Source organism: Billgrantia sp. Q4P2 (assembly GCF_052806135.1).
Genome location: NZ_JBRBAI010000011.1, coordinates 53,465 through 67,584, shown reverse-complemented (window position 1 = coordinate 67,584; position 14,120 = coordinate 53,465). Strand labels below are relative to the sequence as shown.

Here is a 14,120-nt window from a genome sequence, read left to right as displayed (position 1 = left end):
CATCCTCGACTGCCCTAGGGGCGCTCAGTCCTCGACGTCTACTTCGCTGGCGGCGGCGATGGCCGCTTCATCGGTAAGCAACTGGCGCAGAGTCTCGATGGCGAGCTGCCCTTCGCTCTCGAAGACGTCGTCGAGCCACAGTAGTGCCTGCTGCTGGTTGGCCTGCTCCAGACCACGAGCCGAGAGGTAGGCCTGGGCCAGGGCGAGGCGCGCGCTGCGGTGCCCTTGGCTGGCCGCCTCATAGAGGTAGTTGGCGCCGCGCTCTGGGTCGGCTTCGATATTGTCGCCGCGCAGGTATTCGCGACCGAGGGAAGCCTGGGCACCGGGGTGGCCCTGTTCGGCGGCGTCGAGCAGCAGTTCGTGGCCTTGCTCGACATCCTGGGCGATCGCTCCCTCTCCGCGTATCAGGGCGAGTCCCAACGCTGCGCGTGCATAGGTGACGCCAGCATCGCTGGCCTGACGGTACCAGCGTTCGGCTTGCTCGGCGTCCTGTTCCACGCCATCGCCGTGCTGGTACGCCTCGCCCAGCATGAAGGCAGCATGCGGTGAGCCAGACTCGGCAGCGGCAGTCAACAGCTCCAGGCCGCGGTCCACATCCTGTGCGACGTGACTGCCGGTCAGGTAGGCTTCGCCCAGATCGGTGCGCGCACCGTCGTGGCCCCGTGACACGGCAGCTTCCAGGTAGTCGATGCCACGCTCGCTGTCGCCCCGGTCCATGTACATCCGACCAAGGCTTGCCGCAGCGCCGGCGTGGCCCGCCTGGTGAGCCTGTCCCAGCCAATACTCTGCTTGGTCCTGGTCGCGCTGGACGCCTTCGCCGTCGAGGTAGGCGCGGCCAAGGTCGGCCATGGCGCCGGGATGGCCATTCTCCGCTGCGGCGACGAGTGCCTCGATATTGCCCCGGGCGCCCAGATCGCGCTGCACGTAGGTGAGCGCATCATCGGCGGCTTCATGGCCCGCCTCCTGGGCCAGCGTCAGCCAGCGGTTGGCTTCGCCCAGGTCGCGCTCCACGCCGGTGCCGTTGCGATAGGCACGGCCCAGGACCACCATGGCATAGGCATCGCCCTGGCTGGCGGCCTGGTTCAGAAGTTGAATGCCCAGGGAGGGATCTTCTCTCAGTGGCCCCTCCAGGTAGGCCTCGCCGAGCTGGGTCATGGCGGTGGTGTCGCCGGCCTCGGCGGCCTGGCGCAGCAGCTCCTCGCCGCGGCTGGGCTCGAAGGCGAGGCGTTCTTCATTCAGGTAGGCTTCGCCCAGCAGCCGCATCGCTCCCGACTGTCCGCGTTCGGCGGCCTCGCGCAGCAGCTCCTCACCGCGTAAGGGATCCTCCGGCACGCCGCGCCCCTCGAGGTAGGCCGCCCCCAACTGCTGGGTCGCCCACGGGTGGCCGAGTTCATGGCCGCGCTCAAGATAATCGACAGCGATGTAAGGTTGGCCGGCGACCCGCTCGTCATCGAGATAGAGTGAGCCCAGTTGGGCCAGTGCCAGTGGGTGGTTCCGTTCCGCCGCTTGTTCCAGCAGGCCCATGCCGCGAGGGAGGTCGTTGAGGCCTCCCTGGCCTTCGACCAGCGCCCGGCCGAGAATCACCTGGGCATCGACCGATCCGGCCTCGATCGCCTCACGCAGCCAGCGCTCGGCGCGCACCGGCTCGGGTCGCCCGGTCTCGGGTTCGAGTAGCGCCTGGCCAAGGTAGGTCATGGCGTCGACGTGGCCCTGGCGGGCGGCATCTTCCAGCAGGTCGATGCCTTGCCGTTGGTTACCGGCCTCGGCCATGTCGCGTCCGGCGCGGGCCAGGGCATCGAGATCGCCGGCTTGGGCCGCTTGCTGCAGCCAGTGAATGCGCTGGTCGGGCTGGTCGCCGAGAAGACCGTCATCGGAGTAGAGCGAGGCCAGCTGCAGCATGGCGTCGACGTCGCCCTGTTGAGCGCTGGCCTGTAGTACCTCGGCGTAACGCTGGGCGTAGTCCATGGCCTGCGCCGGATCCTCTTCCAGCCAGCCGCCGGGCGCGTAGGCCTCGGCCAGGGCTTGCAAGGCCTGCTGCTGGCCTTGCGCGGCGGCTTGTTCATAGAGCTGGCGGGCCAGCTCCGGGTCGGTCTCGACGCCTTCGCCTCCTTCGGCGAGTAGGTCGGCTAGAAGGACTTCGGCGGTGCGGTCGAGATCGGCCTCCCTGGCTTGCCAGAGCAGGTAGTAGGCCAGCACGTCGTTGCGCTCGACGCCTCTGCCTTCGAGGTAGAGGCGAGCAAGGTTCAATGAAGCATGGCCGCGCACGGAGGAGGGCTTCTCGATGGCCAGGCCATAGAGGCGAGCCGCTTCGGCGGGGTTCTCCTCGACGCCCAGCCCCTGGTCGTAGAGCTTGGCCATCTCGTAGTAGGCCGGTGGTAAGTCGCGCGCGAGCAGAGGCTCCAGGTAGTCGATGGCTTCGTCGTAGCGTCCCTCATCGATGAAATCCTGCGCGCGATTGATGCGGCTCCAGTCCGACGAGTCGATGTCGGCCTCGAGGCCGCCGGCAAACCAGGCGGCGTACTGCTCGGGAATCCCGTGCGCGTGCTCGCCGCCCGGTGGCTCATCGGCGGTGATCGCGCAGCCGGCGAGCCATGCCGACAGGGTGACCGCTGCGGTCAGCCGCAGCGAGGGGACGAGCCGAGTCCAGTTCGTTGTGCGTTCCATGTGTTCCCCTCTGTGGTGTGTGGTTGTGATCGATTCCTCAGTTGCTCAGACCGCGGAAGGCTTCGGTGCGTCGCTGTTCCTCGTCCATGTAGATGTGCTGCTGGGCGTCGGGGTCCATGAAGTAGAGCGTGATGAAACCTCCGGCGCTGCGGTTGTAAGTAGGGCGCACCCGGGTGATGAAATTGGCCATCTGCGGATGATCGAAGTGAGAGAGATAGATGTCCATCCAGGTGAAGTACTGGGGATCCCGCAGAAACCCCGTGAACTGTTCCAGCGGCGCGTAATCGCCAAGTCCTGCCGGGTTGTCCAGGATCTGGAACAGGAAATCGATGGCATCGTGGATATCCTTGCCTTCGTATTCCAGATCGAAGATGTCGTAGCCCTGACGCTGGATGATCTGCATGTTGGTGATCAGGTAGTTCAGCGCATAGTTCTGGTAGTGGGTCGCACGCCGGCCGCGACTCACCTCGAGGGGCAGGGCACCATTCTCGGTCATGTCGTGCAAGGCCGAATAGATGGCACTGACACCGAAGCGGAACAGCTCGTCGTCCTCCACCAGTACGCCGATCATGCTGGCGTAGAGGGCACGCCGATAGAAATGGTTGTTGCAGCAGCTCTCCTCCGGCTCGCCGGGAAACGCCGAGTGCTGCAGGGCTAGACCATGCAGCCACTGTTCGATCTCGGCGCGCTCTTCCTCGAAGCCATCCACATAGGGGCGCACGATGGAGTAGGCCATGGCGGCGGCGAACAGCATCGACTCTGCGGCGAACCAGGCCTGAGGGTCGTTCGGGTCGAAGACGAAGGTGGTCAGGGCCTTGGCCTCGGCCCAGCCGTGCAGGAAGCGCACCAGGCAGTCGGCATGGAAGGTGTCGCCAGTGGCAACGAAGGCACCGGCCAGTACCGATACGCTATCCTCGAAGGCGAATAGCGGTTCGGTGGCCAGTTCCCACTCCTCGGGGTTGGGGTAGAAGCCCGGTATTCCCCCGCGTGTGGTGATGGGCTTGAAATTGAGCTTCTGACGGCAGCTGGGGCCCGTTGCGAGTTCGTCCTTCAGTTGCAACAGGATCGAGTTGTTGGTCTCGTCCAACAGGGCCATGCGCGCGTCGACATCGAAGTAGCCGGCATCGGTATCGTTGACCCGGTATTCCGAGAGGTCGAGTTCCATGCGCTCCTCTCGCGAGAGTGTGTCGGCCGCTGCGGCAATGCTTCCCATTGCCAGCAGGGCGAGGGAGAGCGTGCACAGCAGTCTTGCGGAAAATCCTTTTGCTACGGCAAGGGACATGATCGGCGTCGCTCCATTGGCGCTCGAATGCGGGGCGGTCAAGGTTGCGGTGTGAAGAAGCGAAAGGCGGCAAAGTCCACGTACTGGTCACGCGGGGTACGCCAACCTTCGCCGGTACCGCCAAAGAAAGTGGAAAACATCAGCCCGTCGATGGTGACCGTCGGCGTGGTACGGAAGACGACGTTCTGCTGCTCCAGTACCGGCCGGCCATCGATCCAGAGCCTGGTGATGCCGTTTTCCTGGCCGGGATCGTTGAGCACGACTTCCTGCTCGATGGTGACCCAGCGACCCACGGGAAAGTGCCAGAAGCCGCGGCCTACCGAATCGCCCTCGAAGCCGACGACGTAGGGATAGAGCTCACCCTCTCCCTCTTCGCGCCACATCAGGCGCAACGAGAAGCCCGTGGTGCCATCGACGTCCTCGCCTCCTGAAGGGGCTTCGCCACCATAGAGACCCGGGAGCTTGCCGCCGCGCACGAAATCGAAGTCCGCCGGAAAGCGAACCATGTAGCTGAGGCAGGCTCGGTCGGTCCCCTTGATCGAGGGTGGATCGCTGTAGAAGCCGGCCCCCCCAATTGGCTCCTCACCTGGTGAGGAGGTGCCGGCGGGGTAGTGCACGCGTAAGCCGGGTTCGCCGATACCGGTCTGTCCGGCACCGAGGCGTTCCACGTTCTCCTCGGTGCCCCAGTGGCGGGTGGTATGGAAGTTCTGTCGCACGGCGGCATGACCGTCCACGGCTTGCTGCGGACGGGGCGTTTCGGCCTGCACATAGCGCTGCGAACAGGCTTCCACCTGGGGGATGCCGACAAGGGCATTCTCGGCCTCGTCGGCATGGGCGATGGCCAGCGGCAGCAGCATCAGTGCGCCAAGCAGCGGCAGGCATCGGCTACTGCTCGACTCGGCTTGGCTGGACTCAACCTTCATCGGTACCTTCATCGTTGTCCTCCGTGGCGGCGCGATAAATGTCGTCGCCGAACTGGATGACCGTTCGCACACCCTGCCAGATCCGCTCCGAGGCGGCTCCCAGCAGAGGTGCTTCGGTAAAGCGTACGTCCACGGGCTGGCCGACGCTTTCTGCGGGAAGCGGTTCCTCGGGTACCAGCAGCACACTGGCTACGTTCTGCTGCTGGCGCACCCAACTGGGGAAGCCGGCACGGGGCTGACGCTCGACGTCGAGGGCAACGTTGCGGACCCGGGCACGAATGGGCTGGTTGGCGTTGGCCAGGGTGACGTAGGCCTGCTGGTTGGGCTCGATGCGACTGATGTCGTTCATGTGCACCAGGGCCTCGACCAATACGTCATCCTCGTCGGTACGGATCAGGGTCATGATCCGCTCGCTTTCGTTGATGTAGACGCCGTCGGCACTGCTCAGGGCCCACGCCACCAGGCAGTCGCAGGGGCTATAGATATCGTTGCTGGCCGCGCGCGCCTCGAGTGCGGCGATGCGGGAACTCTCGTAGTCGCGTACCGTCTCGAACTGCTCGATACGTGCCTGGGCGATCTCCGGTGAGACGGACTCGAAGGTCATGGTGTCGCCGCTGGCAGGCTGTGCAGAGTTGGCCAGGCTGACCTCCTGCATGCCGCCGTCGAGGTGCTCTTGCAGGTTCTCGATCAAGCGGTTGTTGTAGTCCAGGGCCGCCTCGGCCAGGATCAGGTCCGATTCCAGCTCGCTGTTGACCACGTTGGTCAGCAACTGGTCGCGTTCGACCTGATCCCCGGCCGTCAGCTCATGCTCGCCGAGGATACCCGGCCCCGGCGCCCGTATGTCGATGCGCGGTGCGGTGACGGCGGCAAAGCTCGGCTCGATCAGCATGAAGTTGCGATAGGCCGTGGCTGCCCCCACCAGCACCAACAGACCGATGGCGACGAACAGCAGAATGTAACGCCCCATGGGTTTCTTGGGTCGTGCCGGTGGCACCGGCTTGGTCGCCTGGCGCTTGCGTGGCGTCTGGGGGTCTTCGCCCGCCATCAGGCCCTCGACATTGGGCGAGCGGCCACTGAGCGCACTGCGGATGATCTGGCGCAACAGCTCTCGATGCTGGGGCTCGATCTCGACGATCTCGAAGCTGGCGTCGTAGCCGTCGGCCCCGCTGGCAGGCCTGGAGCGCAGGCACTCGGCCTTGAGCGGTACGATCAGTTCGGTGGCGCCGGCCATCATCAACAGCGAGGCGGAGATCCGCTCGCCCGGTTCGAAGCTGCGCCGGCTGTGGGCGGAAAAGCCCCCCAGTGAAACATCATTGCCGTTCAGCTCGGTACCGCCGTCGGCGAGATCGACGCGAAACGGCAGGGCAACGCGAATGTAACCTCGCTCGTCGCGGCGCTCATGTTGCAGTCGATCGCCCTGGGTCAGGCGTACGCTGTCATGGTCGGCATCCCCCGGCTCGGTGTAGGAATCTGGCCGCCTACTCGATTGGGTCCCTCCCAGGGTAGGCTCGTGCCGCTTGGGGTCGTCGTTGGAAAAATGATCAGCCATCCGTTGGTCGCTCCTTGCGTCAGGGGTGAGCCGTTGCCACTTCGGTCGGGGTGGCGGGCTCGACCCTGAGTCGTACGTTGACAAGGGTCAGGTTATGTTCGTCGAAGGCCAGTTGGCAGTTCGCATCCACGCTGCACTCAACGGCATCGTGGACGGGGTCGCCATTCGGCCCTTGCACCAGTTCCGCCACGGCGGGGGAAATCGCCAGTACGGTGGTGTGATGGTTGCCGCGGATTCGCTTCTCGCTCGGAAACGTACTCTGCTGCAGGGTTTCGATCAGGTCGCCCTCGAGGCGGAAGTAGCCCGAAGGCAGTTGCACCGAGTCGCCGGCCTTGTCGGCAAGGGCGGCGCTGAGCCAGCGGTCGATCCGTTCGGGGTCTTGGTTGCGCTCCCATGTCTGGTCGCGGGCGATGTGCAGCGATACCCGGTCCGGCGGCACCATCACGCCGGTGGAGAGAATCAGGATGAACAGCAGCAGGCCATAGGCAAAGCCATGCAGCACATGGCCCATGCGACGCTGCCGGCTGGCCGCGACCGGGTCGTTCGGCTCGCCTGCGGAGATCCCCTGGCGAGACCATTTCTGGCGGTTGAAGCGGAAGCTGACATAGGTCTTCAGCATCGCCCCCCATACCTGGTTGTAGTAGATCAGCGGAATCCACAGCAGGCTGAAGCGTCCTCGCTGCCAGGCCAGGATCGAAGTGGCGATACCACGCGTGAAGAGAATCCACAGCACATAGGCGAAGAAGAATGAGGGCCTGATGAACACTGAGACCAGCGTCACCACCGTGGGCCCGACCAGGGTCGTCCACATGGAGAGGCGCTGATCCACCAGGCTCCACCAGGTGAACATCCCCATCGGGCGAGGCCCGAGGGCGATCGCCCGATTACTGGTGCGCAGCATGTTGCCGTACCAGCGCCGCATCAGGTCGGTGGTCGAGGCGAAGAAACGCCGTCGGTCGGGCAGTTCCTCGAACCCGGTGACGAAGACATCGGGAATGTAGAGCATGCGCCAACCGTTCTTCAGCAACCAGTACCACGAGGACTTGTCGTCGCCCGAGAGGAACTTGAAATTGCCGAAACGCCAGTGGTCGACGTGGTCGCTCTCGATCAGCTCGATGAAGTCCGGCTGGGTCGCCAGGTCGGCGCGGAACACGCTGTAACGCCCAGTCAGCACCAGCAGGCGCCGCGAGACCGACATCGAACTCATCATCAGGTGCCGTTGCGCGTAGCGCAGGTCGTACCACTCACGGGTGGCATCGTTGCCGGTCACTTCGGCGCGGTTGTTGGTGGTCAGCGCACCCAGGTCATCCTGCGCCTGGAAGAAGGAGAGCGAGCGCGCAAGCGTACCCGGTTCGAGCCGGATGTCGCCATCCATCGAAACCAGCAGCGATCCCGGCGCCGGCAGGCGCCGGGAAATCGCGCGCAGGACTTCGGCCATGGCCGAGCGCTTGCCGTCCCCCTTCTGGAACATGTAGCGCACTTCGACGTTCTTCGGCCAGCCGTGGTCGTCCATGACGTGGGTAATGACATCCACGTCGGTACGATCCGAGATGGAAGCGAAGATGGTCGTCGGTACGCCGAATTCGCGCGCCTCCCTGATCAGGGCATCGTAGACCTGGAAATTGACCCGGGCCTCGATGCGAAAGGAGGTGCACAGCACGAACAGTTCCGGCGGCTTCTCGGACTCATCGACCGCATCGGCCTCGGCTCGCATACGCGGAAAGACCACGCGGTTGTACCAGGTCGAGCGCGCCGCCTGCACGGCCCACCAGGAGTACCGCCAGACGCCAATCGCACCGATGACGAAGAAGAAGCTCTTCGACTCGGGCGAGAACACATCCGACGGTAGCTCGCTGATGATGACGATCAGCAGCGCCAGGCCGAACAGGAACGTCGTCAGTTCCGTGATCCGGCTGGCCGTAGAGTGGTCTCGGGGAGTTACAGACATTGGAACTCCTCAGGCCAATACGGGCCGCACGGAGTTGCCTCGGCCGATAGCGTAGTAGGCAAGCCCGGCGGCTTTGACGGTATCGGGATGGAACAGATTGCGGCCATCGACCAGTACCGGCTCCACGAGTTTTTCGTGCAGCTCGGTGAAGTCGATGGTGCGGAAGGCCTTCCATTCGGTGCAGATGACCAATGCGTGGGCGCCCTCCAAGGTGTCGTCACGGCGCTCGGCCAGCACCAGGTCATCGCGCTCGCCGTAGAGGCGGCGGCACTCGTCGGTTGCTTCCGGATCGTAGGCCTGGACTCGTGCGCCGGCATCCCACAGGGCTTCCATCAGGGCTCGGCTGGGCGCTTCGCGCATGTCGTCGGTGTTGGGCTTGAAGGACAGCCCCCAGAGGGCAATGGTCTTGCCGGCCAGTTGACCGTCGAAGGCCTGGCAGAGCTTCTCGAACAGCTTGTTCTTCTGCCGGGCGTTGACCCGCTCCACGGCCTTGATCATTTCGGCAGGATGGCCGATCTCCTCGGCCGTATGGGCCAGCGCCTTGACGTCCTTAGGGAAGCAGGAGCCGCCGTAGCCGCAGCCGGGGTAGATGAAGCTGTAGCCGATACGAGGGTCTGAGCCAATGCCGTGACGCACCTCCTCGACATCGGCGCCGAGGCGCTCGGCGAGGTTGGCCACTTCGTTGATGAAGCTGATCTTGGTCGCCAGCATGGCGTTGGCGGCGTACTTGGTCAGCTCGGCGCTGCGTATGCCCATGAACATCATCTTGTCGCGCTGACGGTTGTAGGGCCCGTAGCACTCCATCATGGCCTGCTTGACGCGCTCCGAATCGGTGCCGACGATGATGCGTGAGCCACGCGAGAAGTCCTCGATCGCGGCACCTTCCTTGAGAAATTCCGGATTGGAGCAGACGTCGAACTCCAGATTCGCACCGCGCTTTTCCAGCTCGGCGGCAACGGTCCGCTCCACCTTGCTGGCGGTGCCCACCGGCACCGTCGACTTGTCGACGACGATCTTGTAATCGTTCATGTGCTGACCGATCGTCTCCGCTACCTTCAGCACGTACTTGAGGTCGGCGCTGCCATCTTCGTCGGACGGGGTGCCCACGGCAATGAACTGGAGCAGGCCGAACTCCACGGCCTTGGCCGCGTCGGTGGTGAACTCGATGCGTCCCGCGGCCTTGTTCTTGCGAATCAGCTCCTCCAGGCCGGGCTCGTAGATAGGCACCTCACCGTCATTCAGGCGAGCTACCTTCTCCTCGTCGACGTCCACGCACATGATCTGATGGCCAACGTCGGCCAGGCAGGCGCCGGTTACCAGTCCCACATAGCCAGAACCGAAGATGGTTATCCTCATGATCGTCGTCGCTCCTTGCAATTGCGCCCTGTTCATCCAATCGACGCCATCGCGCCGGTGCCGTAATGACCGGGGTGCGATGGCGAGCAGGGCCGGGTTCATTTAGTTAGCGTGCCATACGGGTACGCAACATCCGCGCCAACTAGAAAACACTGTTTCCAGTCAGTGATTTGGCAAGCTATGGAGAAAATAGTGATTCAAAGGGATAGTACAAATTGTCGCCAATAAGAGACACATATGGGCCTAAGCAGGCTTAGCCTTGCAGATCAAGGGGTTGAGCTGTCTCTTAATGGCAACAGTGACGGAAGAGAGCGAGGTAATTTATTGAATTGTTTTGTTTGATTCCGTAAGTGCAAACTGGGACATCTCGCGATGCCCTCAGCCCTCAGCCGACCCGGCCGACACGCGGGCTTCCATGCGGGTCAGAAAGACGCCCATGATGCGCTCGTAGAGCTGGCGGCCCAGGACGCTGTCCTCGATGCCGGCGTCCACATTGGGGTTGTCGTTGACCTCGATGACCACTACGCGCTCTCCGGCCTGCTTGAGGTCGACGCCGTAGAGTCCATTGCCGATCAAGCGGGTGGCCTTCAGGGCGGCCCTGATCACGGTGGGCGGCACCTCGGCCGGGTCGTGGGTAGTGAAACCACCGCTCTTCACCCGAGCCCCCGAGTGATCGTAGATCTGCCAATGCCCACGCGCCATGTAATAGCGGCTGGCGAACAGCACCTGGCCATCGAGTACGCCGATACGCCAGTCGTACTCGGTCGGCAGCCACTCCTGCAGCAGTAGCAGGGCGGAATCCTCGAACAGGCGCCGGGTTTCGTGCTCGAGCTGTTCGAACGAGCCGATCTTGACGATGCCGCGCGAGAAGGAGCCGTCGGGGATCTTGAGCACCAGGGGGAAACTCAGCCCGGCAATACGCTCCGCCAGTGGACGTCGGTCGCGGCGCTTCAGCAGCACTCCCTCCGGCGCAGGCACGCCGCGGGCACGCAGCAGCGCGTGCAGGTAGACCTTGTTGGTACAGCGCAGGATGTCCCGTGGGGAGTCGATCACCACCAGCCCCTCGTGCTCGGCGAGCCGAGCCATGCGATAGGTATGATGGTCCAGGGCGGTGGTCTCGCGGATGAAGAGCCCGTCGAACTCGGCGAGCCGTCCCGCATCGCGCCGGGTAATCAGCGAAACGTCGATACCCAGCTTGCGCCCGGCGCGAATGAAGGCCTTGAGCGCGCTGCGGTTGCTCGGCGGCATGGCCTCCTTGGGATCGACCAGTATTGCCAGGTCGAAGCGATAGCGTCGGCGTGCCTTGGGCGTTCGCCACACCTTGCGCGAGTGGCGGTTGAGCGCGGAGGCGAACAGGTCCTGTTCGTCGCTGTTCAGGTCGCGAAGCGGGATCGGCTTGAGTCGAGCCAGGCGCCACAGGTCGTGGCGTCGCACCAGGCGTGCCTCGAGCAGTGGGCAGGGCAGGCGCTCGAAGAGCTTGCGGGCGAGCCGGGCCAGCTCGGGGTCACGGCATTCACCGAACAGTACCCGCAGGGTCACGCTGTCGCCGGCAAGGCGGCCGTGGCGTGCCAGCTCGCCGAGCAAGGGTGCCAGCATATCCAGCTGCAGGTCGACCAGCGCCTTGCGCGACAGCTCGTTGAGGGTCTCCACGCTGGGCAGGACGCGCTGACCGCGTGCCTGGGCGAGCAGAGACACGTAGTAGCCGGTGCCGAGATAGTCGAGTTCGCCGCACAGGTTGATCACATGGGTGCTGCGGTCCTGGTCGGCTGCGCTGCGATGGCGTCGATCCAGGGCCAGAAAGTCGTCGGCGCTGATCAGGTCTTCGGAGGGATAGTAAGGCTGCCAGTCTTCCTGTCGGTCGACGACGATACGCAAGGCGCACATGGGCGAGATCCGTTCGGTTGGTACGTGGCGGCAGCGCCACGACATGCGGCCAGCATGCCGCTGCAACTTCCTGTCGACAAGCGCTTCGACAGGTGAAATGATTTCATGATTGCGGCGGTCCAAGGCCTGTCGATACGACCTGTCTTTACTGCATCCGTGTTGCTACCGCAGCCCCGGAGAGACCCATGACTGTTACTCTGCGCCAGGCCCAACCTCAGGATCTGGACGCACTTTTTCGCCTGGAGCAGGTGGCCTTCAGCGGCGATCTGTTCAGCCGCCGGCAGCTCTGGCACCTGTTGAATCGCGCTCATGCCGAGACTCTCGTCGCGGACGACGGGGGACGGCTCATGGGATATGGCACCCTGTTGTTCCGGCGAGGCAGTCGTCGTGCCCGGCTCTATTCGTTCTGCGTCCATCCCGAGGCCAGGGGCGGCGGGCTGGGTCGTCGATTGCTCGAGGCGCTGGAGCGGGTCGCCGTACGCCATGATGCCGAGGCGCTGGGCCTGGAGGTGCGGGCGGACAATCGCATCGCCTTGGGGCTCTACCGGCGCATGGGCTTTCGGCTGGAGCGCTGGCTCGATGACTACTACGAGGATGGCTGTGCAGGCTGGCAGATGAGCAAGCCGCTTGCCAGCCCGGTCGAGGAAGCACCGGGCCCAGCGGGTGTGGAACCCAGGCGCGCAGGGATTGGCCCGGGCTGATAGACTTCCCGGCATGATTGAGCAAACAAGGACATAGCCATGCCTTCCTTCGATATCGTTTCCGAATACGACAAGCACGAAGCCAGCAATGCCGTCGATCAGGCCAACCGTGAAATACAGGGGCGCTTCGACTTCAAGGGCGTAAAGGCAAGCTTCGAGCTGAATGGCGACACGGTGCTGCTCGAGGCGGAAGTCGACTTCCAGCTCAAGCAGATGCTCGACGTGTTGCGCAACCGCCTCATCGCTCGCAGCATCGACGCGCGTTGCATGGACATCCAGGAGCCCGAGCTTTCCGGCGTGCGTGCCCGTCAGGAGGTCAAGCTCAAGCAGGGCCTGGAGCAGGCGGAGGCCAAGGACATCGTCAAGCGCATCAAGGACAGCAAGCTCAAGGTCCAGGCCCAGATCCAGGGCGAGAAGGTACGGGTTACCGGTAAGAAGCGCGACGACCTGCAGGACGTCATCGCCATGTTGCGCGGCGAGGGTGGCCCCGATCTGGCGCTGCAGTTCGATAACTTCCGCGACTGACATGCCTCGCCTGCCATCGACCCGTCAGCGGTCGATGGCCAATCTTGATCCAGCGCAAGGGCGCCTCGAGTTCCACTTGAAAACCGCTTCCCTGCCACCAATTCTATTCGTGCAAGCGCAGTGCCGAAAGGCCTGTCCGATGCGTCACGTGTGTTTGTCACGAACAGGAGGTGGCGTATGAATCTGCAAAAGTTCTCACCCTGGAACTGGTTCAAGAGCGAGCGAGGCGACGCTGGTGCGCCGGCACCCGTGGAACCTCGGCAGGGCGAGCTATCGCCGTTTATCGGCTTGCATCAGGAGCTCGACCGCTGGATGGACGGCGTCATGCGTCAGTTCGGCATGCCGGCGCTCGAGAGCCGCTTCGGCGAGGTATCGAGCCTGCTGAGGCCGCAGCTCGATATCGCCGAGCGCGATGAGGAGTATGTGATCAGCGTCGAGGTGCCTGGAGTAGAGGAGAAGGACATCAAGCTCACCTTGGAGGGCGATCGCCTGATCATCGAGGGCGAGAAGCGCCAGGAGAGCCGCACCGAAGAAGACAGGTACCAGCGTATCGAGCGTTCCTACGGCAGCTTTCGCCGGGTGCTGGATCTGCCCGCCGATGCACGGCCCGAGGAGGTCAGGGCCTCGTTCAGCCACGGCGTTCTCGAAGTGCACGTGCCGCGCAGCGGTGAAGCAAGGTCGAACCGACGCGAGATTCCCATCCAATAAGGGTAACGCAACTGTCAGCTCGCCTTCGGGCGGGCTTTTCTTTTCTCTAAGGGCGCCATAGGCATGGCCGATTGGCCTGAGCAGGCGAGATGGGCTTCAATGGAAGCAGCAGGGAAAGCCAGAATTGGAGCTTCATGCATGCACTCGCTTCGTCGTGCCCTTTACATAGCCTTGGCCTGGGGCAGCTTCGCCCTCGGTGTCATTGGCGTATTCGTGCCGCTGATGCCGACGACCTGCTTCATGCTCCTGGCCGTATGGGCGGCATCGAGGGGCTCGCCGCGTTTTGCCCTGTGGATACGTGAGCATCCCCGTTTCGGCCCGACCGTGGTGGCTTGGGAGGGCGAGCGCGCCATACCGCGCCATGCCAAGTGGATTGCCGGTCTCATGCTGGCTTTCTCTATCCTGGTTCTCATCCTGACCCTGAGTCTGGTGTGGCTGAAGCTCCTGCTGGTGGCGGGGCTCACGCTACTGGGACTATGGATCGCCACGCGGCCTGAGCCCGGCAGAGTGGAAGCGAGGGCGGCCGCACGCCTGGTGCGGCGTTAGCGTCAGACGCCTTTGAGGTTGGGGAGCCGGCAAC

11 protein-coding genes are annotated in these 14,120 nt (G+C 63.9%); 4 read left to right on the top strand and 7 right to left on the bottom strand.

The window, feature by feature from the left end:
* Positions 1-24: 24 nt before the first annotated feature.
* From ACUY1T_RS17715 to ACUY1T_RS17685, 7 genes are all read right to left on the bottom strand, one after another.
* Positions 25-2,664, bottom strand: coding sequence for a tetratricopeptide repeat protein (locus ACUY1T_RS17715; RefSeq protein WP_446024902.1), 2,640 nt, complete (start codon positions 2,662-2,664; stop codon positions 25-27).
* A 37-nt stretch (positions 2,665-2,701) separates the two neighbouring features.
* The gene (locus tag ACUY1T_RS17710; RefSeq protein WP_446024901.1) at positions 2,702-3,946 is read right to left on the bottom strand and encodes an alginate lyase family protein; all 1,245 of its coding nucleotides are present in this window, start codon (positions 3,944-3,946) and stop codon (positions 2,702-2,704) included.
* A 38-nt stretch (positions 3,947-3,984) separates the two neighbouring features.
* Positions 3,985-4,881 carry a polysaccharide lyase gene (locus ACUY1T_RS17705; RefSeq protein WP_446024900.1) on the bottom strand — a complete coding sequence of 299 codons (897 nt, stop codon included), beginning with the start codon at positions 4,879-4,881 and terminating at the stop codon, positions 3,985-3,987.
* Entirely contained in the window at positions 4,859-6,418 is a 1,560-nt protein-coding gene (locus tag ACUY1T_RS17700; RefSeq protein ID WP_446024899.1) for an HlyD family efflux transporter periplasmic adaptor subunit, read from the bottom strand. The genes ACUY1T_RS17705 and ACUY1T_RS17700 overlap by 23 nt, the downstream gene beginning before the upstream one ends.
* Positions 6,419-6,437: 19 nt before the next feature.
* Complete coding sequence (locus tag ACUY1T_RS17695) at positions 6,438-8,366, bottom strand: glycosyltransferase (protein WP_446024898.1); 1,929 nt, start codon at positions 8,364-8,366, stop codon at positions 6,438-6,440.
* A gap of 9 nt (positions 8,367-8,375) precedes the next feature.
* Positions 8,376-9,722: a UDP-glucose dehydrogenase family protein gene (locus tag ACUY1T_RS17690; RefSeq protein WP_446024897.1), complete on the bottom strand. Its 1,347-nt coding sequence runs from the start codon at positions 9,720-9,722 to the stop codon at positions 8,376-8,378.
* A gap of 378 nt (positions 9,723-10,100) precedes the next feature.
* Complete coding sequence (locus tag ACUY1T_RS17685; protein WP_446024896.1) at positions 10,101-11,606, bottom strand: RimK family protein; 1,506 nt, start codon at positions 11,604-11,606, stop codon at positions 10,101-10,103.
* 185 nt (positions 11,607-11,791) lie between these two features.
* Between ACUY1T_RS17685 and ACUY1T_RS17680 the strand changes: the two genes are divergently transcribed.
* From ACUY1T_RS17680 to ACUY1T_RS17665, 4 genes are all read left to right on the top strand, one after another.
* Complete coding sequence (locus ACUY1T_RS17680; RefSeq protein ID WP_446024895.1) at positions 11,792-12,307, top strand: GNAT family N-acetyltransferase; 516 nt, start codon at positions 11,792-11,794, stop codon at positions 12,305-12,307.
* A 39-nt stretch (positions 12,308-12,346) separates the two neighbouring features.
* Positions 12,347-12,832, top strand: a complete 486-nt coding sequence (locus ACUY1T_RS17675; protein ID WP_446024894.1) for a YajQ family cyclic di-GMP-binding protein — start codon at positions 12,347-12,349, stop codon at positions 12,830-12,832.
* A 177-nt stretch (positions 12,833-13,009) separates the two neighbouring features.
* Positions 13,010-13,540 (top strand): Hsp20/alpha crystallin family protein, encoded by a 531-nt coding sequence (locus tag ACUY1T_RS17670; protein ID WP_446024893.1) that lies wholly within the window; start codon positions 13,010-13,012, stop codon positions 13,538-13,540.
* Between the two features lie 138 nt (positions 13,541-13,678).
* The gene (locus ACUY1T_RS17665) at positions 13,679-14,086 is read left to right on the top strand and encodes a YbaN family protein (protein ID WP_446024892.1); all 408 of its coding nucleotides are present in this window, start codon (positions 13,679-13,681) and stop codon (positions 14,084-14,086) included.
* The last annotated feature ends 34 nt before the right edge of the window (positions 14,087-14,120 follow it).